Here is a 25,253-nt window from a genome sequence, read left to right on the forward strand (position 1 = left end):
GCCTCCCTTCATGTCCAAGCGCCCGATCCAATGGTTGTTAGCCAAGCTGCACCTGTACGTGGGGCTGTGGTTCGGCGCCCTGTTTGTCCTGCTGGGCTTGACGGGTTCCGCCATCGCCTGGATGCCGGAACTCGACGCTTATCTGAATCCCAACTTGTTGCAGGCCAGCATGCCCGCGCCGGGCCAGGTGTTCCAGGTGACGCCGCGCACGCTGCAGGCGGTGGTGGACCAGCTCGCGGCCGACCCCGCCTACGGCAAGCCGAGCCAGCTCAATCCGCCCGCCGATGCGCGCGACGTGTACGTGGCTTCGTACCGCCAGGCCGGCAAACCTTCTGCCTTCAGCCAGGCCATCGTGCGCCAGGTGATGGTCGACCCCTACACTTTGCAAGTCAAAGGCGAGCGCGACTGGGGGCGCTTCGGCCTCACGCGCCCATTGCTGATGTCGGGCATGTTTCATTTGCACCGCTATTTATTGTCCGGCGACGCGGGCAAGACCATCACGGGGATTTCCGGCGTGGCCCTGCTGCTGATGGCCCTGAGCGGCATCTACCTGTGGTGGCCGCGCCTGCAGTGGGCGGCGATCAAGCGCGCCCTGACCGTGTCGCATGGCGGTTCCTGGCCCCGTTTTAATTACACGTTTCACAAGGCGGCGGGCTTCCTGGCCGCGCCCGTGCTGGCCGTGCTCGCCTTTTCCGGCATCTATTTCAATTTGCCGCAGCTGATCGTGCCCCTGGTGGAGCTCGTGTCGACGGTGCCGGACACGGCAAAACTCAAGAATGTGCAGCAGGATGGTGCCGTGCTCGATGCGGGCCAGGCCATGGCCGCCGCGCAGCAGCTGTATCCGCAGGCGCGCGTGTCGCGCATCGTGCTGCCGGCCAAAAAGGACCAGCCATACGACGTGCGCGTGCGCCAGCCCGGCGAAATCGCCGAGGGCGACGGCGCGACGCGCATCACCCTGGACGCGCGCAGCGGCCAGGCCCTGCGCATCCGCGACCCGCTGACGGCGCCGTATGGCGAGCGCTTCCTGGGCTGGCAATTTCCCCTGCACTCGGGTCAGGCCTTCGGCGCGGCCGGGCGCGCCTTCATTACGCTGTTTGGCCTGATGCCCTTGCTGTTCCTGCTGACGGGGACCCTGGTGTGGTGGAAACGGCGGCGCGGCAAAAAATAGCTGCGCTCAAACCGTTGCCGGAAAAATTGCTATCATCATAGTAGTTTCCGGCAGCCTTTCCGCTGTCCGGCATCACCACGACAACAAGGAAAAGCAGAGACCATGAGCCATCCCGAGATCACCGTAGCAATGTTGAATGAACGCGGCACGGGCCGCCTGCCCGGCCACCTGGGCATCGTCATCACGCAAGTGGGCGATGGCCAGCTGACGGCGGAAATGCCCGTGCTGCCGCACCTGCTGGCGCCGAACGGCTATCTGCACGCGGGCAGCGTCGTGACCCTGGCCGACACGGCTTCCGGCTACGGCTGCATCGCCAACCTGCCCGAGGGCGCGGTGAACTTCACCACCATCGAGCTGAAATCGAACCACCTGGGCACGGCCCGCGACGGCACCATCACCTGCACGGCCAAGGTCGAACACAAGGGCCGCAACACGCAAGTGTGGGATGCCGTGGTAAAAAGCAAGGAAACGGGCAAGACGATCGCCCTGTTCCGCTGCACGCAGATGATTCTGTATCCGAAATAAGCCGGTAGGTCGGGTTAGCAGCAGCGCTGCGTAACCCGACATTTCCTTATAGCCTGACCCAGTTACCTTTATACAAGATTGGTCCCGTCGGTCCGTCCGGATTCGGCGAACCGCCTTTCGGCTCCAGGGTAACGGCCAGCAGGGCCACGTCGCTGCCGATGGCGCGTTGCGACAGTGCCAGTTTCACGCTGCCCTTGCCGGCCAGCAAGCCCAGGGAACGGGGGTTGCCGCTCTTCGGCACGGCCCACAGTTCCAGGTCGCGATCGGCAGGCACGGGCGCGTTGCCCACCATGCGCACCTCGAGGGCGCCGTGGCGGCTGTCGGCCGTCAACAGCAATGCCGTTTGCGCTTTCTCGTCCGTCAGGCTGGCCACATAGCTGATCTGCGGCGCGTCGAGCACGCGCGTGGCCACGACGATCACCAGCAGGGCGGCGATGGCGCTCGAGGCCATGCCCAGGCCACGCCAGAACGACAGCGCATCGCGCCACCAGGCCCAGCCGCCCTGCGGCTTCAGGTGCAGGCGCTGCTCGATCTGCTGCCACACGCGCTTGGGCGGCGCCACGGGCGTGGCGAATTCGGCCATCGGTTCCAGGCGCTGGCGCCATTCGGCCGTGATATTGCGCAAATCGGCGTCGTTGTGCAGCCAGCCTTCGAAACGCCGCCGCGCGCCCCCTTTCAGGGTGCCCAGCACGTATTCGGACGCCAGTTTCTGGCGCAGCACGTCATTGCCGCGGATATTCATGATGCCTCCCGTTTCGCCAGGCACGTGCGCAGCCGTTCCAGGCTGCGACGTATCCAGGTCTTCACGGTGCCGATCGGCAGCGACATCTGCTGCGCCACTTCACTGTGCGACAGGTCGTGATAAAACGCCAGGGCGACCACCTGCCGGTGCAGCCCTTCCAGGGCCGACATGCAAAACGCCAGCGCCTTGGCATCGCCGCTTAGCTGCAGCGATTCGATCGGCGTGGCCTGGGGGTCTCGGAGTGCATTCATGACTTCGCTATCAAACTGGTCGGCATCGATTTCCACGGTATCGTCGCTGCGCCGCAGCACATCGAATGCCTTGTTGCGCACGATGGTGGCCATCCAGGTCATCGGCGCTGCCAGATGGCTCTGGTAAGCGGCGGCGTTGTTCCAGATGGCGACGAAACCCTCTTGCAAGGCTTCTTCAGCGAGCTCTTGCTTATGCAATATACGCAGCGCGAAGCCAAACAGTTTCGATGAAGTGCAGTTATATAGCTGGCGGAACGCCGTGGCGTCCTTGTTGGCGGCGGCAAGCAGCCAGGTCTTGAGTTGTTGCGGGTCGGGCGGTTGGGCGGCTAGGGACACGGCTGGCCTTCACAAGGTGAGTGGGATCACGCAAGGGAAGGTTATAACGGTTTGGCAACACTTGGCAACAGGGTTTTGTGCCGTGTTCTCCCCGCCTTCAACGCCTCACAGAAGCGTAGCGAGCGAAAGTGAGTTGCGGCAGAGAAGCGGAACTGTGCTTGAGCACAGTGAGCATCGCAGGCTGCAAATCGCGACGCGCAGTATTACGTGAGACGTTTAGCCGGCGATGGCCGTTTCCAGCAATTTGTGCAGTTCGGCAAATTCCGGCTTGCCCACGTAGCGCTTGAGGATCTTGCCCTGCTTGTCGAGCACGAAGGTGGTGGGCGTGAGGGCCACGTCGCCGTAGGCCTTGGCCGCCTCGCCCGTCACGTCGAGCGCCACCTTGAACGGCAGCTGGCGCGTTTCGGCAAAGTTCAACACGTAGTTGGCCGGGTCATACTTCATGGCCACGGCGACGAATTCCAGGCCCTGTCCCTTGTACTTGTTGTAGGTATCGACCATTTCCGGCATTTCCGCCACGCAGGTGGTGCACGAGGTGGCCCAGAAATTGACCATCACCACCTTGCCGCGCAGGCTCGCCGAGCTGATCTTTTCGCCATGGATGCCGTGGAAGGTCACGTCCGGCGCGCTCTGCTTGTCATTCAGCGACAGGTAGCCGGCCGCTGCCACGCCCGCCACGAAGACGGCGATGAGGGCGGGCTTGACCCAGGACTTGCTGGCGGATGGCGAAGTTGACATGGCGAAGTTGAATTAATTCACTTGAAAAGCGCGGCGATACTGCCACGATGAGGCTATTGTAGCCGTATCGTGGCAACCTTGCTGTAGGTCAAACGGCGGAGGCGCTTACTGCTGCACCGTGTCGCTGACGGTGCTCGTCGTGCGCTGTTGCGGCGGGTCCGGCTGCAGCTGCTTGAGTTCCGCTTCCGAGATGTAGTCGAACAGCTTGACCACTTTCTGCACGCCGCTCACGCCGCGCGCCACGTCGGAGGCGACCGTGCCTTCGCGCTGGGTGACCCTGCCCATCAGGAAGACGGTGCCGTTTTCCGTGACCACCTTGAACGAGGCGGCCGAGATGGTTTTCATGTCCACCAGGCTGGCCTTGACCTTGGCCGTGATCAGCGCGTCGTTCGAGCGCGAGGTGTAGCTCGCGGGGCCGGCGATGATCAGTTCATTCGCCACCGATTCCACGCCTTCGATATTGCGCACTTCGCGCTCGACGGCATTTTTCATCGCCTCATCGCGCACTTCGCCCGTCAGCAGGACGCGGCGGTTGAAGCTGGTGACGTTCACGTGGCCGATGTCGCCCACGATGGAGGGGATGCGTGATTCGCCTTTCAGGGCGATCGACTTGTCTTCGGTCTGGGCGCCCAGGGTGCGGCGGTCTGCCGCGGCGACGCCGCCCATCACCGCGCCGCCGACCATCAGTTCGATGCAGCCGGTGAGCGAGGTGAGCATGGCACCGCACAGCAGTGCGGTGGCCAGCGGGCGTTGTACGCGTTTCCAGCCTGGGCCAGTACCGAATTTAGTCATTCACGTCTCCTCCGAATAGGGCGACGTCGATGCCGTCGCAGATGCAATGTATGGTGGTCAGGTGCACTTCCTGGATGCGCGCCGTGCGCTCGGCCGGCACGCAGATGTGCACGTCGGCGTCCGTCAGCATCTTGCCGATGGCGCCGCCATCCTTGCCCGTCAGCGCCACGACGCGCATTTCGCGCTCCAGCGCCGCTTCCACGGCGGCCATCACGTTGGCCGAATTGCCCGACGTGGAAATGGCCAGCAGGATGTCGCCCGCCTGGCCGAAGGCCTGCACCTGCTTCGAGAAGATCTCGCGGTAGCTGTAGTCGTTCGCCACGGCCGTCAGGATGGACGTATCCGTCGTCAGCGCCAGGGCCGGCAGCGGAAAGCGCTCGCGTTCGAAACGTCCGACCAGCTCGGCCGCGAAATGCTGGCAGTCGGCGGCGGAACCGCCGTTGCCGCAGGCGAGGATCTTGTTGCCGTTGGACAATGCATAAAACATCAGGTCGATCGCCTGCGCAATGGGTTGCGCCAGTACGGTAGCGGCCTGGATCTTGAGTTCGGCACTTTCGTGGAAGTGCGAGAGGATGCGTTGATTATTCATAGTCTGCCGATTATAGTGCAGGCGCGCGGCATGGCGAACAAGCACTGTTAAAAATGCTTACATATCCAGAATGTTTTTCAGCCAGCTGATGTGGCCGCCGTCGATGCACAGGGCATCGAAGCGGCAGGCCGGCAGGCGCTTCTGGCCCAGCAGCCAGGTTTGCGCGGCCAGCACCATGCGCCGCTGCTTGGCCGGCGTGATGCTGGCCAGGGCGCCGCCGTAGGCCGTGCCTGAGCGCAGCCGCACTTCCACGAAAACGATGCTGGCACCGTCGCGCATGATCAGGTCCAGCTCGCCGCCCTTGCACAGATAATTGCGCGCCAGCAGCACCAAGCCTTGCCGCAGCAGATACGCGAGCGCATCGTCCTCCCCCTGCCGTCCCCGTTGCTGTTTCGTCTGCGCAGGCGGGGAAGGCATGGCGGTCCTTATTGCACCTGCGGCAAGACGGCGGGCGTGGGCGCGGCCGGCGGCCAGGTGCCCAGCGCGCCCTGCTGGTAGGTAGCGGCCTGTTCCGTGCGCTCGAAGATGCTTTGGCCATCCTCGAAGCGCACGGCCAGGCGGCCCGTCACGCCATCGAGGGTGAAGGGCGCGTTCGGCCGCAGCGCCACTTCGCGCGCCACGCGGAAGGCATCGATGCCCAGCGCGTACAGACGTTCCATGTCGGCCGTCAGGCGGGCGTCGCCCGGCTGCGGTGGTTGCGGATACACCATCACCTGCGGATGGTCGCGCTGCACCTGCCATGGCAAGTCCAGCAGGCGCGCGCCGTCCAGTTCGGGGCCGCTGGCGCCGCGTCCGGCGCCGGGATTCAGGGACGAGGTGCCGTACAGGGGCAGATCGCTGCCGATGGCCACGCGCAGCTGGCGCGCCTGGTCGGCGTCGAGCGCGGCAAACAGCAGGCCGGGCGGGGTGGCGGCCAGGCGCGCGCGCAGCTGCACCAGCTCGGCATCGCTCAGGTAGCCATTCGTGGCCGTCAAGTCCATCGTCTCGACCTTGCCGCCCTGGCGCAGCCATTCCTGCTTGAAGGCGGCGCTGGTGCGGCGCTGCGACGGTGCGCCCGCCGACAGGATCAGGGCGCTGGCGCCCGGCTGTTCGCTGGCGGCCCAGGCGGCGACCTGGCGCGCCTCCGCCTCGATCGACAGGCCCATGACGAGCATTTTTTCCGGCAGGCGCGCTTCGCCGCGGTTGTCCGGGTGGTTCAGGGCGATCGTTGGTTTACGCACCAGGTCGCTGTTCGCCACGGCCGTGACGGCCGAGCGTGACAAAGGTCCCACGATGATGTCCTGTTCCTCTTGCGCTTGCGCAAACTTGTTCAGCACGTCGCTGCTGCCGTCGCCCGTGTCGATCACCGTCACTTCAAAACCGCTGCGGTCGCGTTCGTACGCGGCCATGAAGCCGGCGCGCAGCAGTTCGGCGGCGGGACCCAGGGTCGTCGAGCGCAGCGGCAGCAGCAGGCCGATGTGGTGGACATTGCCATCGGCGGGTGCCGGTGCCGTGGCGGCCGGCATATCCTGCGCCGTGCCGGTGGCCGGCTTGCCCTTGACGGGCGCCAGAGGCGCGCCATTTTCGTCATACGCGGTAATATCGGGCACGGCCACGGCAAAGGTGACGGGTTCCGGTGCGGGCGGTTTCGGCGGCACAGGGGGCGGCAGTGGCTTCGGAGGTGGTAGCGGCCTTGTGTTAGATTCAATAGGCGCGCACAATTGCCCGGGCGCGTCGCAAGGCGTGCTGCAAGCGCTCAGCATGCCGGTCGCGGCACAAACAAGCAGTAACTTCACACTATTAGCAAGCATTTAACCTCCAAAATGACCGTACAAGAAATCCGTTCCATCGCCAGCCTGCCCATCATGACAGAGGCGGCGCACCAGGTCTATCCTATCGCAACATTGTATATAGTGGCCACGCCGATCGGGAATGTGACCGATATCAGCCTGCGCGCGCTGCATTTGCTGAGCCTTGCCGACGCCGTCGCCTGTGAAGATACGCGCAACACGGCGCACCTGCTGACGCGTTTTGGCCTGAACAAGCCATTGATTGCGGCGCATCAACATAATGAGCGGGAAGTGGCGGAAACCCTGATCGCCCGCCTGCACGCCGGCGAGCGCATCGCCCTCGTGTCCGACGCGGGCACGCCAGCCGTGTCCGATCCGGGCGCGCGCATCGTCGACGCCGTGCGCGCGGCCGGCCTGCGCGTGCTGCCCCTGCCCGGCCCGTCGGCGGCGATTACCGCCATTTCCGCCAGCGGCTTGCTCAATGACCAGTTCTACTTTGTCGGTTTCCTGCCGGCCAAGGCCAAGCAGCGCGAAAACATGCTGCACAGCCTGCGCGGCGTGACGGCGACGATGGTGTTGTATGAAGCGCCGCACCGCATCCTCGATTGCGCCACGGCCCTGGCGGCAGCGTTCGAGCCGACGCGCCAGGTGGTGTTCGCGCGTGAACTGACGAAACTGTTCGAGGAAATCCACCGCTGCCCCCTGTCCGAGGCGGAAAGCTGGATCCGCGCCGACACGCACCGCGAAAAGGGCGAATTCGTCGTCCTGCTCGAAGGCGCGACCGAAGCGCAGGACGCGGAAGACGTGGAAGCGGAACGCATCCTGAACATCCTGCTGGCCGAATGCAGCGTCAAGCAGGCGGCGAACCTGACGGCGCAGATCACGGGGCGCAAGAAAAACGCCCTGTATGAGCGGGCGCTGCAGTTGAAGGGGCAGGAATAATTTTTCCTATATACCCATTTTTTGGGGATCATGCCCAAGTGGGTGTGTTGTTAAATTTTCACCACTTGCAACCGCTATCCTTCTTGTCGAGCAACATCAGCACGGGCGCCAGCAAGCCCGCCCCTGCATAGGCGGTGCGACAATCGCCGCGCTTGCCCTGCGCGATGTTGCGCGCCAGCTGGGTTTCCGTTTGCAGGGGCTTGTCGGGGATTTGTCCCACGGCCGTGCCCACCTTGGACGGGTCGCGCTCGCCCGCCATCTTGCGCGCCGTGCGTTTGGCCGCTTCCATGTCGAATTTCGGCGTTTCCGGGCTTTCTTGCCTGAAGGTATCGGGACTGGCCGCCGGCGTGGCCGGTGATGCCGGGGCGACCGTGATGGCTTGCGGGCTGGACGCTGGCGCTGGCGCTTCGCGGACCGTGGCCAGCTTCGGCTTGCTGACGGGCTTGGCTTCCCGCTTCGGCTTGACCACCTCGACGGGCGGCGGCGGAGGCTTGGCGGCCAGCGGGCGTATCCATACGGCAATCGATTCCACGCGCGGGGCCATGTCCGGCGGCGCAGGCGGCTGTACATGACGCCACAGATAGATCAAGGCGCCATGCAGCAGCAAGGACACGGCGATGCCCAGCGCGATGCCGCGGCGATTCGGCATGGGCTGGCCGCCGCCGCTTCCGCCGTTTCTTTCGATACTGAAATCCATTGCCGTCGTCGCCTTCATGTGTGTCGGGAAAACTTGCAAACTCAGTGTCGCATACTTCAATCGTTTTGAAAAATACATGGGTCTCTGTGCCGCGCGTAAATAATTTACACAGAGTTTCACCTGACCCTTGACCGAAGTGAATACGGCCTGTATTATCTTGGTCTTCGGAGTGTGGCGCAGCCCGGTAGCGCACCTGGTTTGGGACCAGGGGGTCCAAGGTTCGAATCCTTGTACTCCGACCAAATTTGTAGAAAAAAACCCAAGAGTTTCGACTCTTGGGTTTTTTTTCGTCTGTCTTTCGTACATGCTGCATGCAGCAAAGGCAGGCAGTAAAAAGGGGCCGTCGGCCCCTTTCGTTTAAGCTGCGCGTTTCGCCGCGATGGCATTGCCGGCGCGGCTGGACCCCTTGCGCCCCAGCTGCTGCGAGATGAACTGGCCCGCGTCGACTACCAGGTCCAGGTCGATGCCGGTGGCAATGCCCAGCCCTTGCATCATGTACAGCACGTCCTCGGTGGCCACGTTGCCTGTGGCGCCCTTGGCGTACGGGCAGCCGCCCAGGCCCGACACGGACGAATGATAAATCGCAATGCCCGTTTCCAGGCTGGCGTAGATGTTCGCCAGCGCCTGGCCGTAGGTGTCGTGGAAGTGGCCGGACAGGCCGCCCACGTGGAAAGCGGCAATCGCGCGCTCCATCACCGCCTGCGTCTTTCTTGGCGTGGCTACGCCGATGGTGTCGGCGATGTCGATCTCGTCGCAACCGAGGTCGCGCATGCGGCCCACCACGTCGGCCACGGCGTCGAGCGGCACGTCGCCCTGGTAGGGGCAGCCGAAGGCGCAGCTGATGCTGCCGCGCAGGCGCAGGCCGTGCTCCTTGGCCGCCTTCGCCACGCCTTCGAAGCGGGCGATCGATTCGGCGATCGAGCAATTGATGTTCTTTTGCGAGAAGGCCTCGGACGCCGAGCCGAAGATCACCACTTCATCGGCTTTTGCCGCCAGCGCGGCGTCAAAGCCCTGCATGTTCGGCGTCAGCGTCGAATAAATGGTGCCCGGGCGGCGCGCGATCTTTTCCATCACTTCCGCGCTGGTGGCCATCTGCGGCACCCATTTCGGCGAGACGAAGGACGCCGCCTCGATATTGGCGAAGCCGGCCAGGGTCAGGCGGTCGACCAGCTCGATCTTGACGGCGGCGCTGATGGTGTCCTTCTCGTTTTGCAGGCCGTCGCGCGGGCCCACTTCGACGATCTTGACCTGTTTCGGCAAATGCGGTTGATTGCTCATCTCAATATCCTTGCAAACGGTTGACGATGCCGGCCACAAGCTCTCCGGCGTGCAGGCGGCGCATCTTGGCGGCGATCTGCGCCACGCTTTCGCGGCGCAGGGTAGCGGCCGAAATATGCGGCGTGATGGTGATGCGGGGTTCCTGCCAGAACGGGTGCTGCTGCGGCAGCGGTTCGTTGCGGAACACGTCCAGGGTCGCCCCGGCGATATGCCCGGAGCGGATCAGGGTCAGCAAGTCCGGTTCGGCCAGATGCGCGCCGCGCGCCACGTTAATGATGTAGGCACCCGGCAGCAGCATGGACAGGCGCGCGCGGTCGAGCAGGTTGTGCGTGTCCGGCGTGAGCGGCAGCATGCACACCAGCACGCGCGTGCCGCGCAAGAAGGCTTCGAGCCCCTCCTCGCCCGCAAAACACTGCACGCCATCGATGTCCTTCCGGCTGCGGCTCCAGCCCCGCAGCGGGAACTCGAACTGCGCCAGCGCCTGCAGCACGCGCGTGCCCAGCACGCCCATGCCCAGCACGCCGACGGGGAAATCCATCTTGTCGAAGGCGGGCAGCGGCTGCCAGATGCCGGCGCGGCCCTGCGCCTCGTAGTCGTCAAAGCGGCGGAAGTGGCGCAGCACGGCGTGGCTCACATACTCGGCCATCTGCACGCCCATGCCCGCGTCGTCGAGGCGCACCAGCGGCACGCGGGCCGGCAGCGCGTCGTCGAATTTCAGGAGCGCGTCGACGCCGGCGCCCGTGTTGAAGATGGCTTTGACTTCGCTCAATGCGGGCAGCATGGCGGCGGGCGGCTGCCACACGACGGCATAGTCGCATGGCGCGAACGTCTCGCCTTCGCGCCAGAAGACAATCTCGGCTTCGGGCAGCAAGTCTTTAAAATCGGCGATCCACGCCGCTTCCTTGCCGTCCGAACGTTGTAAAAGGATGCGCATCGTGGCAGCCTCTATGCGGCGGCCTTGAAGGCCAGCAGCGGCGCGCCATCGGCCACCTGGTCGCCGACCGCATACAGCACGTCTTCCACCAGGCCGTCATGCGGCGCGGCGATCGTGTGCTCCATCTTCATCGCTTCCATGATGACCAGCGCTTCGCCCTTCTTGACGTCCTGCCCTTTGTTGACCAGCACGGCGACGACCTTGCCCGGCATGGGCGCCGTCAGGCGGCCGCCTTCCGCTTCCACTTCGCCCGCATGGGCCATCGGGTCGCTGTAGTGCAGCGTGTGGTGCAAGCCCTTGCTGAATACGTGGAACTGTTCGCCGTCGCGCAGCACCGTGCCGTGCACGGCATGCTCGCCGAGCTTGATGTGCAGCTCGTTGCCTGTGCGCGCCGTCAGGGTGAGGGGCTGGCCGTTGAACAGCCAGCCATCGGTCTTGTAGGCGATGCGCGCGGCATAGGCCTTGCTGTCGCCGGCCAGCGCGAATTCGTCGGCAAACGCCAGGCTGCGGCCCAGGGTGCTGTTCAGGCGCCAGCCCAGGGCATTGCCCCACGGGTCGGCGGGGTTGCCCGACTGCGCTTCGGACGCCGCCTTTTCTTGCGTCAGCAGGCTGACTGCCGCCAGCGCCAGGGCCGTGTCGGGCGCCGCCTGCAGGGCGGGGAACAGCGATGCTTGATTGCGCTCGATCAAACCCGTGTCGAGGTCCGCGCTGGCAAACGCCTGGCCTTCGACCAGGCGCTTCAAAAAGGCGATATTGCTGGCCAGGCCCACGATCTGGTAGTCCGCCAGCGCCTGCGCCATGCGCGCCAGCGCTACGCGGCGGTCCGCGCCCCAGACGATCAGCTTGGCGATCATCGGGTCGTAGAACGGCGAAATGGCATCGCCTTCGCGCACGCCCGAATCGATGCGCACGGCGGCCGGCACCACGGTGCCGCCCAGCTCGAACGTCACGGCCGGTGGCGACTGCATGTGGCGCAGGGTGCCGATCGACGGCAAAAAGCCCTTTTCCGGATTTTCCGCGTAGATGCGCGCTTCGATGGCGTGGCCGTGGATGGCCAGTTCATGCTGTTTCTTCGGCAGCGGCTCGCCAAAGGCGACGCGCAGCTGCCATTCCACCAGGTCGGTGCCGGTGATCATTTCCGTCACCGGGTGTTCCACCTGCAGGCGCGTGTTCATCTCCATGAAGTAGAACGAGCCGTCCTGGTTGGCGATGAATTCCACCGTGCCCGCACCGACGTAGCCGACGGCCTTGGCGGCGGCGACGGCCGCCTCGCCCATGGCCGCGCGGCGGTCAGCCGGCATGCCCGGCGCCGGCGCCTCTTCCAGCACCTTCTGGTGGCGTCGCTGCACCGAGCAATCGCGCTCGAACAGGTAGATGCAGTTGCCCAGCGTGTCGGCGAACACCTGGATTTCGATATGGCGCGGACGCGACAGGTATTTTTCGGCCAGCACCTTGTCGTCGCCGAAAGAGCTGATCGCCTCGCGCTTGCACGAGGCCAGCGCCGCCTTGAAGTCGGCGCTGTTCTCGATGACGCGCATGCCCTTGCCGCCGCCGCCGGCGGACGCCTTCAGCAGCACGGGGTAGCCGATCTTGTCGGCTTGCGTGTGCAAAAAGTCCGCATCCTGATTCTCGCCGTGGTAGCCGGGCACCAGCGGCACGTTGGCTTTCTCCATCAGCGACTTGGCCGCCGATTTCGAGCCCATGGCGCGCATGGCGGAAGCCGGCGGGCCGATGAAGACGAGGCCCGCCGCATGGCAGGCGTCGGCGAAGTCGGCGTTCTCGGACAAAAAGCCGTAGCCGGGGTGGATCGCCTGGGCGCCAGTGGCCAGCGCCACGGCGATGATCTTGTCGCCGCACAGATAGCTTTCCTTGGCCGGCGCGGGGCCGATCAGCACGGCTTCGTCGCAGACGGCGACGTGCTTGGCGTTGGCGTCCGCTTCCGAATACACGGCGACGGTCTGGATGCCCATGCGGCGCGCGGTAGCGGCGACACGGCAAGCGATTTCGCCGCGGTTGGCGATCAGGATTTTAGTGAACATGGTCTCTCTCTTTGCAGCTCGTGGCTGGAAGTTTTTTATCTGAGGTGTCGCCGGGAGGGGATGCGCCCGGGCGGGGCGCATCCCATGGGCTGGATCAGCAGCCGCACTTCTCTTTCTGTACCGAGTCCAGCATGGCGCCGCGCGTCTGCAGGCCCAGTTTGTTCAGCAAGGTGCGGTCGTCTTCCGCTTCCGGGTTGTCGGTGGTGAGCAGCTTGTCGCCGTAGAAGATGGAATTGGCGCCGGCCAGGAAGCACATGGCTTGCACGGCTTCGCCCATCTGGCGGCGGCCGGCCGACAGGCGCACGCGCGCCTTCGGCATGGTGATGCGGGCCACGGCGATCGTGCGCACGAATTCGAACGGGTCCAGCGCTTCCAGGCCGTACAAAGGCGTGCCTTCCACCTGCACCAGGTGGTTGACGGGCACCGATTCAGGATACGGATTCAGGTTCGCCAGCTGGGCGATCAGGCCCGCGCGCTGCAAGCGCGTTTCGCCCATGCCGACGATGCCGCCGCAGCACACTTTCAGGCCCGCTTCGCGCACGCGGCCCAGGGTGTCGAGGCGGTCCTGGTATTCGCGCGTGGAGATGACGTTGTCGTAGAACTCGGGCGCCGTGTCCAGGTTATGGTTGTAGAAGTCCAGGCCCGCGTTTTTCAGGCGGTCGGCCTGGCCTTCTTCCAGCATGCCCAGAGTAGCGCATGTTTCCAGGCCCAGCGCCTTGACCTTGCTCACCATCTCTTCGACTTTTTCCATGTCGCGCTCTTTCGGGCTGCGCCAGGCGGCGCCCATGCAGAAGCGCGTGGCGCCGTTGGCTTTCGCCTGGCGGGCCGCGTCGAGCACGGTGTCGATGTCGAGGATTTTCTTCGCTTCCACGCCCGTGTCGTAGCGGGCCGCCTGCGGGCAGTAGCCGCAGTCTTCCTCGCAGCCGCCAGTCTTGATCGACAGCAGGGTCGCCAGTTCCACGTCGCCGTCGGGGAAATTGGCGCGGTGGGTCTGCTGGGCCTGGAACATCAGCTCATTGAATGGCAGGTCGAACAGGGCCAGCACGTCGGCGACGGGCCAGGTGGCCGCTTCCGGCACGGTGATGCGCGCCGCAGGGCGGTGCAGTTCGACGGTTTTTGCTGCTTCTTGGACGTGAGACATGGTGATTCCTTCGTTTCTATTTTTGGATACGTTCAGTTGTTTGGATGCTGCGCCGGCCAGTTGGGCAAGCCGGTGAAATCGAGATAGGCCGCCGCCGCTTCCGCGCTGGGCTGCGCCAGGCGCGGCACCCTGCCCAGCAGCGGCGCCGGAATGCGCTCGATCAGCGCATCGATATTTTCGTCGAGGAAGCGCATTTCCACTTCCAGGGTGTTGGCGACCCAGCCGATCACCGTCAGGCCGCGCGCCTCGATGGCTTCCACCGTCAGCAAGGCCTGGCTGATGCAGCCCAAACGCATGCCGACCACGAGGATCACGGGCAGATCGAGCTGCTGCGCCAGGTCGGCCGAATCGAAACCGGGCGACAGGGGTACGCGGAAACCGCCCACGCCTTCGACCACGACGGCGTCCGAGGCGGCGGCGATTTCCAGGTAGGCGGCCAGGATCGGTACGGATTCGATACTCACGCCTTCGAGCGCGGCGGCGATGTGCGGCGCGGCCGGTTCCTTCAGCATGTAGGGTGTCGTCAGGCTGGGCAGCATGCTGACGTTGCCGGCGGCGATCAGGCTGTCCGCGTCTTCATTATGCAATTCGCCGTCGCGCATCTCGGCGCCGGCGGCCACGGGCTTCATGCCGCAGGCGCGCACGCCGCGCGCCACCAGCGCGTGCAGCAGGGCCGACGAGGTCAGGGTCTTGCCGATTTCCGTGTCGGTGCCGGTGACGAAACAGGCAAAGCGGGAGGGCAGGCCGATGGCTGCCGGTGCCGGCTGCACGGCCGGCGCCAGGTCCGCCAGCACTTCCGCCACGATAGGATCATCAAGGCTCATGGCGAGTCCTTTCCAGGGTGTTGACTGCGTTGATCAATTGCGCCACTTCCTGCGCCGTATGGCCGGCCGACAGGGTTACGCGCAGGCGCGCCGTGCCGGCAGGCACGGTGGGCGGGCGGATGGCGCCGACCCACAGGCCCTGTTCGTACAGGGTGGCGGCGATGGCCATCATCTCCGCGTTCTCGCCGATGATGACGGGCTGGATGGCGGAGAGCGAGGGCAAGGCTTGCCAGCGCTGCAGCTGCAAGCCCTCGTTCCACTGCGCCACCAGCGCCGCCAGGTGGGCGCGGCGCTGCCGGCCTTCTTCGCCGGCGATGATGTCCAGGCTGGCCAGCAGCGCATGCGCAAGCGCGGGCGCGGCCGCCGTCGTGAAGATGTAGGGGCGCGCCTTCTGGATCAGCGTTTCGATCACGGCCTCGTGGGCGCACACAAAGGCGCCGCCCACGCCGGCCGACTTGCCCAGCGTCCCCACGTACACGAGGTAGGGCGAATGCAGGCCGAAGTGCTCGAGCGCGCCGCGGCCATTGGCGCCCAGCGCGCCGAAGCCGTGCGCGTCGTCGACCACCAGCCAGGCGCCATATTGTTCGCACAGGGCCAGCAGCGCGGGCAGCGGCGCCAGGTCGCCATCCATGCTGAAGACGCTGTCGGTGACGACGATTTTCGTTTGCGCCGTGCTGGCCGCCAGCAGGCCCGCCAGGGCATCGAGGTCCGCATGCGGATACACGCGGGTTTTTACGCGCGCCAGGCGCGTGCCGTCGATCAGCGAAGCGTGGTTCAGCGCTTCCGAGAAGATCTCCGCGTCCGGGTCGCCCGCCGACAGGGCCGTCAACACGGCCAGGTTGGCCATGTAGCCCGTGCAGAAGTACAGCGCGCGCGCCTCTTCCAGGTTGGCGCCCACGAAAGCGGCCAGGCGTTCTTCCAGCTGCGCGTGGGCACGGCTATGGCCGCTGATCAGGTGCGACGCGCCGCTGCCGGCGCCATACAGGTCGGCGCCCTCTTTCAGGGCATCGACGATGCGCGGATGCGACGCCAGGCCCAGGTAGTCATTGCTGCAAAAGGCCAGCATGGCGCGGCCGTCCACCGTCAGGCGCGGCGCGCACGGCGTGTCGACGGTGCGGCGGCGGCGCACCAGGCTGCGCTCTTCCAGCCCCTGCAGCTGCTGTTTCAAGCGGGTGAGCAGTTCCATCTCAGGCCCCGATCACATGATTGAAGACGGCCAGGGTCTGCTGGCCCAGCCCCGCGATCTCCGCGTCGTCGAGGATGTAGGGCGGCATCAGGTAGACGGTGGCGCCGATGGGGCGCATCAGCAGTTCGTGCTCCAGGGCCGTGCCGAAGAAGCGGCGCGAAAAGTCGGGCGCCGCGTCCACCGCATCGAAGGCCCAGATCATGCCCTGCTGGCGGAAATGCTTGACTTTTTCATGCTGCGCCAGCGGCGCCAGCGCCTGCGTGATCTTGGCGGCGCGCTTGCGGTTGGCCGCCAGCACATCGTCTTCCTCGAAGATGGCCAAGGTCGCCAGCGCCGCGCGGCAGGCCAGCGGGTTGCCCGTGTATGAGTGCGAATGCAGGAAGCCGCGGCGCACGTCGCTGCTGTAGAAGGCTTGATAAATGTCTTCGCGCGTCATCACGAGGGACAAGGGCAGGTAGCCGCCGCTGATGCCTTTCGACAGGCAGACGAAGTCGGGCCAGATGCCCGCCTGCTCGCACGCGAAGAAGGTGCCCGTGCGGCCGCAGCCGACGGCGATCTCGTCGAGGATCAAATGGACTTGATAACGGTCGCACAGGGCGCGCACCAGCGACAGGTACAGCGGGTCGTGCATGGCCATGCCGGTGGCGCATTGCACCAGCGGTTCGATGATGATGGCGGCGATCTTGTCGGCCTTCTGCTGGAACAGCTGTTCCACTTCAAAGGCGGCGCGGCGCGCCACGTCCTGCGCCGTTTCGCCCTCAAACGCCTGCCGGAAGTCGGGCGACATCACCGTTTGCGAGGCACGCAGCAGGGGGCCGTAGGCATCCTTGAACAGGGCGACATCGGTGACGGCCAGCGCGCCGATGGTTTCGCCGTGGTAGCTGCCTTTCAGGCAGACGAATTCCTGTTTTTCACCCTTGCCGCTGTTGCGCCAGGCATGAAAACTCATTTTCAGGGCGATTTCCACGGCCGAGGCCCCGTCGGACGCATAAAAACTGTGACCGAGCACGCCGCCGGTCAAGGCGGAGAGCTTTTCCGACAGTTCGATCACGGGTTCATGCGTGAAACCGGCCAGCATCGCGTGTTCCAGCCGGTCCAATTGGTCCTTCAATTCCGCATTGATGCGCGGATTGGCATGGCCGAACAGGTTCACCCACCAGGAACTGATGGCGTCCAGGTAGCGTCGTCCTTCATGATCATACAGCCAGGCGCCGCGGCCGTGGCTGACGGGGATCAAGGGAACCGTCTCGTGGTGCTGCATTTGCGTGCAAGGGTGCCACACGCTGCGCAGACTGCGTTCGACCCAGCCCGATTGTTTTTCTGCTTTCAAAACTGCTCCAATGATTTTCTTAATCCATGAGCTTTGGACTATTAACTAGCCCATGAGCCAACCCGGCTTGCGCTTGTCGAGGAAGGATTGCACGCCTTCGCGCCCCTGCTCCGAGGCGCGGATCTGCGCGATGCGCTCGGCGGTGTCTGCCAGCAGCGCATCGTCGACGGGTTGGCCGGCGATCTCGCGCACCAGCGTTTTCGCTTGCGCCACGGCGTGCGGGCTGTTGCCCGTCAGCGCCTTGAGCACTTCGGCGGTTTTCGCGTCCAGCGCGCTCGCCTCGACTACCTCGTGGGCAAAGCCGATGCGCAGCGCTTCCTGGGCGGAGAATCGCTCCGCCGTCAGGAAATAGCGGCGTGCCGCGTTTTCGCCCATGGCCTTGATGACATACGGTGAAATAGTGGCCGGGATCAGTCCCAGCCGCACTTCGCTCAGGCAGAAATGCACATCTTCCGCAACCAGAATGATATCGCATGCGGCGACAAGGCCCATGCCGCCCGCATAGCAGTCGCCCTGGATCTTCGCCACGACGGGTTTCGGGCACAGATAAATCGTGCGCAGCATCTGCGCCAGTTGCAGCGCGTCGGCCTGGTTTTCGGCATGCGTGTAGCCGGCCATCTTCTTCATCCAGTTCAGGTCCGCGCCGGCGCAAAAGGCCGCGCCGTTCGCGGCCAGCACGATGGCGCGCACCATGTCGCTGCGTCCCAGGCCCTCGAAGGCGCGCGCCAGTTCGGCGATCGTCGTCTCGTTGAAGGCGTTGCGCACGTCGGGGCGGTTCAGGGTCACGGTGGCGACATTGCCCTCGATGACCAGCTTCAGGGTTTCAAATTCCATGCTTTTCTCTCCCTTACATGCGGAATACGCCGAACTTCGTGTCCGGGATTTCCGCGTTGAGCGCGGCCGACAGGCCCAGGCCCAGCACCATGCGGGTATCTGCCGGGTCGATCACGCCATCGTCCCACAGGCGCGCGGTGGCGTAGTACGGGTGGCCCTGGTGCTCGTATTGCTCCTTGATCGGCTGCTTGAAGGCCGCTTCCTCGTCCGCGCTCCACTGCCCGCCCTTGCCCTCGATGCCGTCGCGCTTGACGGTGGCCAGCACGGAAGCAGCCTGGTCGCCGCCCATCACGGAAATGCGCGCATTGGGCCACATCCACATGAAGCGGGGAGAGAACGCGCGGCCGCACATGCCGTAATTGCCGGCGCCGAAGCTGCCGCCGATGATGACGGTGAATTTCGGCACGGCGGCCGTGGCAACCGCCGTCACCATCTTGGCGCCATTGCGGGCGATGCCTTCGTTTTCGTACTTGCGGCCCACCATGAAGCCCGTGATATTTTGCAAAAACACCAGGGGGATCTTGCGCTGGCAGCACAATTCGATGAAATGCGTGCCTTTCAGTGCCGATTCGGAGAACAGGATGCCGTTATTGGCGATGATGCCGACCTTGACGCCATAGATGTGGGCGAAGCCGCAGATCAGGGTGGTGCCATAGCGCGCCTTGAATTCGTCGAAATCGCTGCCATCGACGATGCGCGCGATCACCTCGCGTACGTCGAAGGGCTTGCGCGTATCGACGGGGATCACGCCATACAGTTCCTGCGTCGGGTATTTCGGCTCGACCGACTCGCGCAGGGCCATCTGCTGCGGTTTCTTACGGTTCAGGTTAGAGACGATGGTGCGCGCCAGCGACAGCGCGTGCAGGTCGTTCTGCGCCAGGTGGTCGACCACGCCGGACAAACGCGTATGCACGTCGCCGCCGCCCAGGTCTTCGGCCGTCACCACTTCGCCCGTCGCCGCTTTCACCAGCGGCGGGCCGCCGAGGAAAATCGTGCCCTGCTCCTTGACGATGATCGACTCGTCGCTCATGGCCGGCACGTAGGCGCCACCTGCCGTGCAAGAGCCCATCACGACGGCGATTTGCGGGATGCCCTTGGCCGACAGATTCGCCTGGTTGTAGAAGATGCGGCCGAAATGGTCGCGGTCGGGGAAGACGTCATCCTGGTTCGGCAGGTTGGCGCCGCCCGAGTCGACCAGGTAAATGCAGGGCAGGTTGTTCTGGTCGGCGATTTCCTGGGCGCGCAAATGCTTTTTGACCGTCATCGGGTAGTAGGTGCCGCCCTTGACGGTGGCGTCGTTACACACGATGACGCATTCCTGGCCCGAGACGCGGCCGATGCCGGTGATGATGCCGGCGGCGGGCGCCGCATCGACGCCCTTGGCGTCCTGGTACATGGCGTAGGCCGCCATCTGGGAAAACTCGAGGAAGGGCGTGCCGGGATCGAGCAGCATCTGCACGCGGTCGCGCGGCAGCAGTTTTCCGCGCGCGACATGCTTGGCGCAGGCAGCGTCACCGCCGCCGGCCGCGATCTTTTCCACCTTGTCGCGCAGGTCGTCGACGATGGCTTGCATGGCCGCAGCATTGGCCTTGAAATCTTCACTGCGCGGATTGAGTTTGCTTTCGATGTGCGGCATTGCGGTTCCTTTTTATTATCGCCCGGTCTCTCGGGTCGCGCTATTCGGGAAAACTGCCGTCGAGATAAAACCAGCGCAGGGCGCCACCGCCGTCGCCCGCCTCGCGCACGAAGCGGCTCACCTCATGCAGGCGGTGCGCGCGGCCGTTGACCTTGTAGCGGGCCACGAATTCCACGCTGTCGCGGTTTGTCTCTTCGGCTTGATCTGCTGATTCTGCTTTACGTTGACGTAAACGTAAAGCAGATTTTACCTCAAGTCCCAGCCAGTGGACTTTTTCTTCGTCGGCAAACAAGGCGTCGGCGGGACGCGTGCTGGCATGCCAGGTGGCGCGCAGGTAGGGCTCGTCGCGCAAGGTAAACGCCGTGTAGCGCGAGCGCATCAGGGTCTCGGCCGTGGGCGGCAGGGCGTCGCCCGCAATATACGGGCCGCAGCAGCTGGCGTAGGAGGCGCCGCCGCAGGGGCAGGCGGTGGATTTCGAGGGTGTGGACATGCGCTGGCAGACAGGGAACTGGAAAGTTCCGCAATTATCCGCCATAAAGGCAGCGGCGCGTGCGCGCCGCCTTGGCCGGCTATTTTTTCGGACTGAGGAAGTCCAGCGCGAACGGCGGCGCCTTGTTCTGCATCAAGTCGGCCAGGATGCGCGCCGTGCCGGCGGCAAAGGTAAAGCCCAGCGGGCCATGGCCCACGTTGAGCCACAGGTTCGCAACTTTGCTGGCGCCCACCAGCGGCGCGCTGTTCGGCGTGGCGGGGCGCAGGCCGGCCCAGGCCGTGGCCTGGTCGTAATCGGCGCCATGCGGCATGGCTTCGCGCGCCAGCCGCGTCAGGCCGGCGATGCGCTTCCAGTCGATGCGGTTGTCGGCGCCCACCATGTCGACCATGGCGGCCACGCGCAGGTCGCCTTTGATGCGCGCATACAGCACCTTGCGCTCGAAATCCGTGATGCTGATCTCGGGCGCCTTGTCCTGCGCGCGGATGGGCGCCGTCAGGCTGTAGCCTTTCAGCGGATACAGGGGCAGGTAGACGCCGGCCGTGGCGGCCAGGTCGCGGCTCTGGATGCCGGCCGCCAGCACGTAATGGTCCGCTTCCAACAGGCCCAGGCTGGTGTCGACGCCCGCGACCTTGCCATTGCGCGTGACGAGGCGGCGCGCCTCGCCTTTGAGTAACAGGGAAAAATTCGGGTGCTGTAGCAGCCGCGCTTCCAGCGCCAGGCAAAAGGCGTGGCAATCGGCCACCGCCTCGCCCTCGGTAAAAATGCCGCCCGCCAGGGCACCCTGCAAGGCGGCCAGCGCCGGTTCGCGCTGCACCGCTTCAGACGGAGACAGGACGATGCGCGCCTCTTCCGATTCCGGCCGCGCCACGGCACGCTGGAAGATGGCGGGCGAGCGGTAGACGATGAGCTTGCCCGCGTCGCGCCGCGCGTACGCTTCCGGCGCCACCGTCAATTCCAGCCGGGCCATGCCGGCGCGGCTCAGTTCGCCCAGTTCCAGCAACTTGGCCGTCGTGCGGGCATTGCTGGCAGCATTGCAATTGCGCAGGAAACTGGCCAGCCAGCGCCATTGGCGCCAGTCCGCTTCGGGACGAAAGCGCAGGGGACCGTCTTTCTGCAGCAGCCATTGCAGGGCTTTGAAGGGCACGCCCGCGTCCGCCAGCGGCGCCACATAGCGATAGCTGAGCTGGCCGCCATTGCGGTAGCTGGCGGCAATGGCCACTTGTTCGTTACGCTCCAGTAAGGTGACCTTGTAGCCGGCCTCGGCCAGCCACCAGGCCGATGTCAGACCGACGATGCCGCCGCCGATGATGATGACTTGTTGCTGCATGTTGCCTCGCTGCGTTGCGCTCCCATGGTGCGGGAGCATTCGGGAAGAGCTTAGAGGCTGGCCATCAAGGCAGCCAATGAAACATCATGGTGCAGCCATAACTTTCAGGAATGCACTATCTTGGCGCGCTATTGATTGTTGGCAATCGCACCATGGTACAGGGCGGTGAGGATCAATTCCTCGCTGCGTCCCATGGCGGAATATTGGCCAGGATAGCCTTCCGGATCGCTGCCCGTGCCGCCCACCAGCATCACCATGCCGTTTTTGTTCCTGAAATCGAGCACGAAGGCGGAGACGAGGCCATACGCGTCGCCCAGGTGGCCCACGGCCGTGAAGCTGGCGCCATCGACCAGGCCATTGCCCTGCCCCGCCACCGCATCGAACTGCTGGTTGCCCAGGCCCCAGGCGCGGTACAGGCCCCGCTCGCTGTTGCCGTTGCTGGCGTCGGGCGCCAGCTGCCATTGCCGGCCAAACATCAGCGCGATGCTGGCCGGCTGCAACAGCTGCCTGCCCTGATGGCGTCCGCCGTCGAGCAGCATCTGCATGACCGTGCCCAGCCCGGCGGCGGAAATGCGCAGGCCGCCCGTGGGACTGAAGACGGTGGCGTTGCTGCCGATCACATAATGCGCGATGCCGGCAGGTGGATGCGCGTAAAAATCGTCGGCCTGGGCGATCCATGGCCCTTGCGGCTGCCACGTTTCCGTCTCGGGCGGGCGCTTGCGGTACAGGGTGGCCGTGTTTTCCACGTCGTCTGCCGGGAAGGCCGCCGGGTTGTAGCCGCCGCGCAAGTTCATGGGGTCGAGCAGCAGGCGCCGCATCAGCAAGTCGAAGCGTTCGCCCGTGACTTGCTCCATCACCGTGCCGATCACGCCCCAGTTCAGGTTGGCATATGTGAAATAGCGGCCCGGCGGTGCCGCCGCATCCCACATGAGGTCGCCGCCGGCCGTAAACACGTCGCGCAGGCGGCGTTCGGGGCCCCAGGCATAGCCGCCCGCGTCGCGCAGCGAGGAGGTATGGCTGAGCAGGCTGCGCAAGGTCAGGGGCTGCTGGGGAAAGTGCGGGTTGCGCAGGGAAAAGCCCAGGTAAATACTGACATCCTGGTCCAGGCTCAGCTTGCCTTGCTCCACCAGCCGCATCAGGCCCAGGGTGGTCATCATCTTGGACACCGAAGCGATGCGGAACAGGGTGGCCGGCGTGACGGGCAGATTGTCCGCCGGCGTGGCGCCCAGGTGGCGGTAACCGAACTGCTGCTGGTACGACACCTTGCCATGGCGGATGGCCAGCACGGACAGGCTGGCCAGTGGATGCGCCGCGTCGCCGACGATGGCGGACAGGGCCGCATCGAGGGCGCGCTGCTGCGGGCCGGCCGCGGGCGTACTGGCGCTGCTGGGCGGCGTGGCCATGGCGGGCCAGATGCCGCCCAGCAGCAGCAGGCCGAGCAGCCCCGTGATTCTCTTTTTCATATTCTGACGCCCTGTGTGGATGCGCCGTCAGCATAGGGCGGGAAAGTTTCCCGCGCTAATGAAAATTGCTTATTTATCTATAATGCAAAGCTATACCTTCGGTAAAACATTGTTTTTTTAAATGTATAACCGTTATTTATGCCTATTTTCCATTTATTCATGGGTGGACGGGATACGCACAAGCGCCATCGCTATTACACTAGGAGGACAAGGAGAACTGTATGAGCCAGACCAGCGTAGAACTCAAGGTCGATTTAAATGACAATTCGCCTTTATATATGCAGATCGCCCGCAAGCTGAGCGATGACGTACGCAACGGCCGCTACCAGGTAGACCAGGCCCTGCCATCTGAACGTACCCTGTCCGAACTGCTCGACGTGTCGCGCGTGACTGCCCGCAAGGCCATCGACCAGCTGGTCGAGCAAGGCCTCGTCGTGCGCCGCCGTGGTTCGGGCAACTATATTGCCCCGCGCATCGAGCAGCCGCTGTCGAACCTGTCGAGCTTTTCCGAGCAATTGCAGCAGCGCGGCTACCGTCCCGGCTCGCGCTGGCTCAAGCGCGACGTCGTCATCGCCAGCAGCGATGAACAGCTGAGCCTGGGCCTGGCGCAGAATACGAAAGTGGCGCGCCTGGAGCGCTTGCGCCTGGCCGACGACGTGGTGATGGCGTACGAAGTGAGCGTGCTGCCCTTCAGCGTGGTGTCGGACCCCGGCGCCGTGGGCGATTCCCTGTATGAATACCTGAGCAGCATCAAGAAGGCCCCCGTGCGCGCCTTGCAGCACATCCGCGCCATGAATGCGACGGCCGAGCTGGCCAAGCAGCTGGGCATTCCCGATGGCCAGGCCGTGCTGTTCATTACGCGCATCGCCTACCTGGACTCGGGCGAAGCGGTGGAACTGACACATTCGTATTGCCGCAGCGATCATTACGACTTCGTGGCGGAAATGCGCCGCTCACCCAGTCAGCTGTAAACACCGCGCGTGCCTCCCTGACGAGTCGGCATTGCTCTGCGCACGCCAGTGCGGCGCCGCGCCCCGACCCGCCAGGAAACCGCCCGCTACTGTTCGATCAGGCGGATCATGGATTCGGCCACGCCAACGGACGATTCCCAGCTCATGCCCGTCACCAGCCGGCCATCGACCTCGACGTGACTCTTGCCGTTGGCGCCGTGCCGGAATATGCCGCCATGGCGCGTGATGCTGGCTTCTGCTGAAAAGGGATAGGCCTTGTAGACCGGCGATTCCTTGTTGAGGTACGCATCGGGGAACGAGGTGAGCACCTTGCCCTGGATCAGGAAAGTACCGTCACGCAGCTTCAGGTTCTTGATGCCCTCGGTGCCATGGCAGATGGCTGCGATCACGCCGCCCTGTTGTTCGTAGATACGCAAGGCGATGTCTTGCAGCGCCTTGTTTTCCGGGATGCCGACGATGGCCGCGCCGCCGCCGACGAAAGCCATGCCTGCATATTCGTCTGCCCTGACCTCGGCGACGGGCCTGGTATGGGCCAGTGCCCACATGAAATCACTGTCGTACAGGTGCTTCTTGAGCAGCTCGTCCGACGTGACGATCATTTCCAGGGGAATGGCGCCCCCCTCGGGACTGACGAAGTCGACCGCATACCCTGCCTTGCGAAAGGCATCATAGGTATAAGCCAGTTCGGGGAAATTATTGCCTGCGTTAACTTTCGTGCCGGGATACTGATGCACATTTGATACGACCAGCAGCACCTTGCGTGCCTGGCGCGGGGCGGCCGGTTCGCGATCGGCCGACTTGCTGACGATCTTCCAGTTGCCGGCGATCTTTTTCAAAAGAAAGACATCCATATAGCGCACCCCTTGCTGGGGAATGTGGATCTCGGCCTTGGCGGTGGCCACCTTGCCGCTCACGTCAACCTTGATCAGCCGCCCGTGGCGCCCATTGAATTGCCCTATTTTCTCTTGGGAAAAGAGTTTGGCGTATTCCGGACCGCTCAAGTCCCATTCCGCATCGTTTTTACCGTCCAGGTAAAGGCGTGAGCTTGCATGGAAGGCCTGGTTGATCTCATCCTGTACGTTGAAGCTGGTGCCATGCATATACAGACGCACGGTCTCCCGGATGGCCTTTTCGTCCTGGTCGGCGGCGGTGCCGGCGGCGGTGATGCTTAACAAGCAACAGGCGAGTACCGTTCGCAATAAAATCTGAATCATGGCTTTACCCTGAATGAAGAATGACGTTTATCGGAGC

25 protein-coding genes and 1 tRNA gene are annotated in these 25,253 nt (G+C 64.5%); 5 read left to right on the forward strand and 21 right to left on the reverse strand.

The window, feature by feature from the left end; all coding sequences use genetic code 11:
- Nucleotides 1-10 precede the first annotated feature (10 nt).
- A complete protein-coding gene (locus tag AC07VL_RS15270; protein ID WP_494806613.1) occupies nt 11-1,168 on the forward strand; it encodes a PepSY-associated TM helix domain-containing protein in 1,158 nt (385 codons plus the stop codon).
- A 102-nt stretch (nt 1,169-1,270) separates the two neighbouring features.
- On the forward strand, nt 1,271-1,693 hold the full coding sequence (locus AC07VL_RS15275; protein WP_494806614.1) for a PaaI family thioesterase: 423 nt from the start codon (nt 1,271-1,273) through the stop codon (nt 1,691-1,693).
- A gap of 46 nt (nt 1,694-1,739) precedes the next feature.
- Here AC07VL_RS15275 and AC07VL_RS15280 read toward each other — a convergent pair whose 3' ends face one another.
- The 7 genes from AC07VL_RS15280 to AC07VL_RS15310 all read right to left on the reverse strand — a co-directional run bounded on the left by AC07VL_RS15280 (nt 1,740) and on the right by AC07VL_RS15310 (nt 6,778).
- Nucleotides 1,740-2,435, reverse strand: coding sequence for an anti-sigma factor (locus AC07VL_RS15280; RefSeq protein WP_494806615.1), 696 nt, complete (start codon nt 2,433-2,435; stop codon nt 1,740-1,742).
- The gene (locus tag AC07VL_RS15285; RefSeq protein WP_494806616.1) at nt 2,432-3,022 is read right to left on the reverse strand and encodes a sigma-70 family RNA polymerase sigma factor; all 591 of its coding nucleotides are present in this window, start codon (nt 3,020-3,022) and stop codon (nt 2,432-2,434) included. Before AC07VL_RS15285 ends, AC07VL_RS15280 begins: the two co-directional genes overlap by 4 nt.
- Before the next feature lie 216 nt (nt 3,023-3,238).
- Nucleotides 3,239-3,760, reverse strand: coding sequence for a peroxiredoxin family protein (locus AC07VL_RS15290; protein WP_290604809.1), 522 nt, complete (start codon nt 3,758-3,760; stop codon nt 3,239-3,241).
- 105 nt (nt 3,761-3,865) lie between these two features.
- Nucleotides 3,866-4,552: a BON domain-containing protein gene (locus AC07VL_RS15295; protein WP_131375001.1), complete on the reverse strand. Its 687-nt coding sequence runs from the start codon at nt 4,550-4,552 to the stop codon at nt 3,866-3,868.
- Nucleotides 4,545-5,141 carry a phosphoheptose isomerase gene (locus AC07VL_RS15300; protein WP_034752465.1) on the reverse strand — a complete coding sequence of 199 codons (597 nt, stop codon included), beginning with the start codon at nt 5,139-5,141 and terminating at the stop codon, nt 4,545-4,547. The genes AC07VL_RS15295 and AC07VL_RS15300 overlap by 8 nt, the downstream gene beginning before the upstream one ends.
- Before the next feature lie 57 nt (nt 5,142-5,198).
- Nucleotides 5,199-5,558, reverse strand: coding sequence for a YraN family protein (locus AC07VL_RS15305; protein WP_494806617.1), 360 nt, complete (start codon nt 5,556-5,558; stop codon nt 5,199-5,201).
- An 8-nt stretch (nt 5,559-5,566) separates the two neighbouring features.
- Nucleotides 5,567-6,778 carry a penicillin-binding protein activator gene (locus tag AC07VL_RS15310; protein ID WP_494806618.1) on the reverse strand — a complete coding sequence of 404 codons (1,212 nt, stop codon included), beginning with the start codon at nt 6,776-6,778 and terminating at the stop codon, nt 5,567-5,569.
- Between the two features lie 165 nt (nt 6,779-6,943).
- On the opposite strand from AC07VL_RS15310, the gene rsmI reads away from it, so the two are divergent.
- Nucleotides 6,944-7,852: a 16S rRNA (cytidine(1402)-2'-O)-methyltransferase gene (gene rsmI, locus AC07VL_RS15315; protein WP_494806619.1), complete on the forward strand. Its 909-nt coding sequence runs from the start codon at nt 6,944-6,946 to the stop codon at nt 7,850-7,852.
- A 58-nt stretch (nt 7,853-7,910) separates the two neighbouring features.
- On the opposite strand, the gene AC07VL_RS15320 is transcribed toward rsmI, so the two are convergent.
- Complete coding sequence (locus AC07VL_RS15320; RefSeq protein WP_494806620.1) at nt 7,911-8,501, reverse strand: hypothetical protein; 591 nt, start codon at nt 8,499-8,501, stop codon at nt 7,911-7,913.
- Between the two features lie 213 nt (nt 8,502-8,714).
- Between AC07VL_RS15320 and AC07VL_RS15325 the strand changes: the two genes are divergently transcribed.
- Nucleotides 8,715-8,791 (forward strand) — tRNA-Pro (locus AC07VL_RS15325).
- A 115-nt stretch (nt 8,792-8,906) separates the two neighbouring features.
- Here the strand turns inward: AC07VL_RS15325 and AC07VL_RS15330 are convergent.
- The 12 genes from AC07VL_RS15330 to AC07VL_RS15385 all read right to left on the reverse strand — a co-directional run bounded on the left by AC07VL_RS15330 (nt 8,907) and on the right by AC07VL_RS15385 (nt 23,031).
- Complete coding sequence (locus AC07VL_RS15330) at nt 8,907-9,827, reverse strand: hydroxymethylglutaryl-CoA lyase (protein ID WP_494806621.1); 921 nt, start codon at nt 9,825-9,827, stop codon at nt 8,907-8,909.
- Between the two features lies 1 nt (nt 9,828).
- On the reverse strand, nt 9,829-10,761 hold the full coding sequence (locus AC07VL_RS15335) for a 2-hydroxyacid dehydrogenase (RefSeq protein WP_494806622.1): 933 nt from the start codon (nt 10,759-10,761) through the stop codon (nt 9,829-9,831).
- Nucleotides 10,762-10,772: 11 nt separating this feature from the next.
- Entirely contained in the window at nt 10,773-12,800 is a 2,028-nt protein-coding gene (locus AC07VL_RS15340; protein ID WP_494806623.1) for an acetyl/propionyl/methylcrotonyl-CoA carboxylase subunit alpha, read from the reverse strand.
- 94 nt (nt 12,801-12,894) lie between these two features.
- Nucleotides 12,895-13,941 (reverse strand): biotin synthase BioB, encoded by a 1,047-nt coding sequence (gene bioB / locus AC07VL_RS15345; protein ID WP_076564578.1) that lies wholly within the window; start codon nt 13,939-13,941, stop codon nt 12,895-12,897.
- A 32-nt stretch (nt 13,942-13,973) separates the two neighbouring features.
- Nucleotides 13,974-14,765: a dethiobiotin synthase gene (gene bioD / locus AC07VL_RS15350; RefSeq protein WP_494806624.1), complete on the reverse strand. Its 792-nt coding sequence runs from the start codon at nt 14,763-14,765 to the stop codon at nt 13,974-13,976.
- Nucleotides 14,755-15,951 carry an 8-amino-7-oxononanoate synthase gene (gene bioF, locus AC07VL_RS15355; protein ID WP_494806625.1) on the reverse strand — a complete coding sequence of 399 codons (1,197 nt, stop codon included), beginning with the start codon at nt 15,949-15,951 and terminating at the stop codon, nt 14,755-14,757. Before bioF ends, bioD begins: the two co-directional genes overlap by 11 nt.
- A 1-nt stretch (nt 15,952) precedes the next feature.
- On the reverse strand, nt 15,953-17,281 hold the full coding sequence (gene bioA, locus AC07VL_RS15360; protein ID WP_494806626.1) for an adenosylmethionine--8-amino-7-oxononanoate transaminase: 1,329 nt from the start codon (nt 17,279-17,281) through the stop codon (nt 15,953-15,955).
- Between the two features lie 45 nt (nt 17,282-17,326).
- Nucleotides 17,327-18,115, reverse strand: a complete 789-nt coding sequence (locus AC07VL_RS15365; protein ID WP_076564571.1) for an enoyl-CoA hydratase/isomerase family protein — start codon at nt 18,113-18,115, stop codon at nt 17,327-17,329.
- Between the two features lie 13 nt (nt 18,116-18,128).
- The gene (locus AC07VL_RS15370; protein ID WP_494806627.1) at nt 18,129-19,751 is read right to left on the reverse strand and encodes a carboxyl transferase domain-containing protein; all 1,623 of its coding nucleotides are present in this window, start codon (nt 19,749-19,751) and stop codon (nt 18,129-18,131) included.
- 40 nt (nt 19,752-19,791) lie between these two features.
- Nucleotides 19,792-20,241 carry a YchJ family protein gene (locus AC07VL_RS15375; protein WP_494806628.1) on the reverse strand — a complete coding sequence of 150 codons (450 nt, stop codon included), beginning with the start codon at nt 20,239-20,241 and terminating at the stop codon, nt 19,792-19,794.
- A 79-nt stretch (nt 20,242-20,320) separates the two neighbouring features.
- Nucleotides 20,321-21,607, reverse strand: coding sequence for a D-amino acid dehydrogenase (locus AC07VL_RS15380; protein WP_494806629.1), 1,287 nt, complete (start codon nt 21,605-21,607; stop codon nt 20,321-20,323).
- Between the two features lie 89 nt (nt 21,608-21,696).
- Entirely contained in the window at nt 21,697-23,031 is a 1,335-nt protein-coding gene (locus tag AC07VL_RS15385; protein WP_494806630.1) for a serine hydrolase domain-containing protein, read from the reverse strand.
- 221 nt (nt 23,032-23,252) lie between these two features.
- Between AC07VL_RS15385 and AC07VL_RS15390 the strand changes: the two genes are divergently transcribed.
- Complete coding sequence (locus AC07VL_RS15390) at nt 23,253-24,002, forward strand: GntR family transcriptional regulator (RefSeq protein ID WP_290607251.1); 750 nt, start codon at nt 23,253-23,255, stop codon at nt 24,000-24,002.
- An 86-nt stretch (nt 24,003-24,088) separates the two neighbouring features.
- Here AC07VL_RS15390 and AC07VL_RS15395 read toward each other — a convergent pair whose 3' ends face one another.
- Nucleotides 24,089-25,216 (reverse strand): nuclear transport factor 2 family protein, encoded by a 1,128-nt coding sequence (locus tag AC07VL_RS15395; protein WP_494806631.1) that lies wholly within the window; start codon nt 25,214-25,216, stop codon nt 24,089-24,091.
- Between the last annotated feature and the right edge of the window lie 37 nt (nt 25,217-25,253).

The sequence above is a fragment of the Janthinobacterium sp. GW821-FHT03C08 genome, from assembly GCF_059420905.1.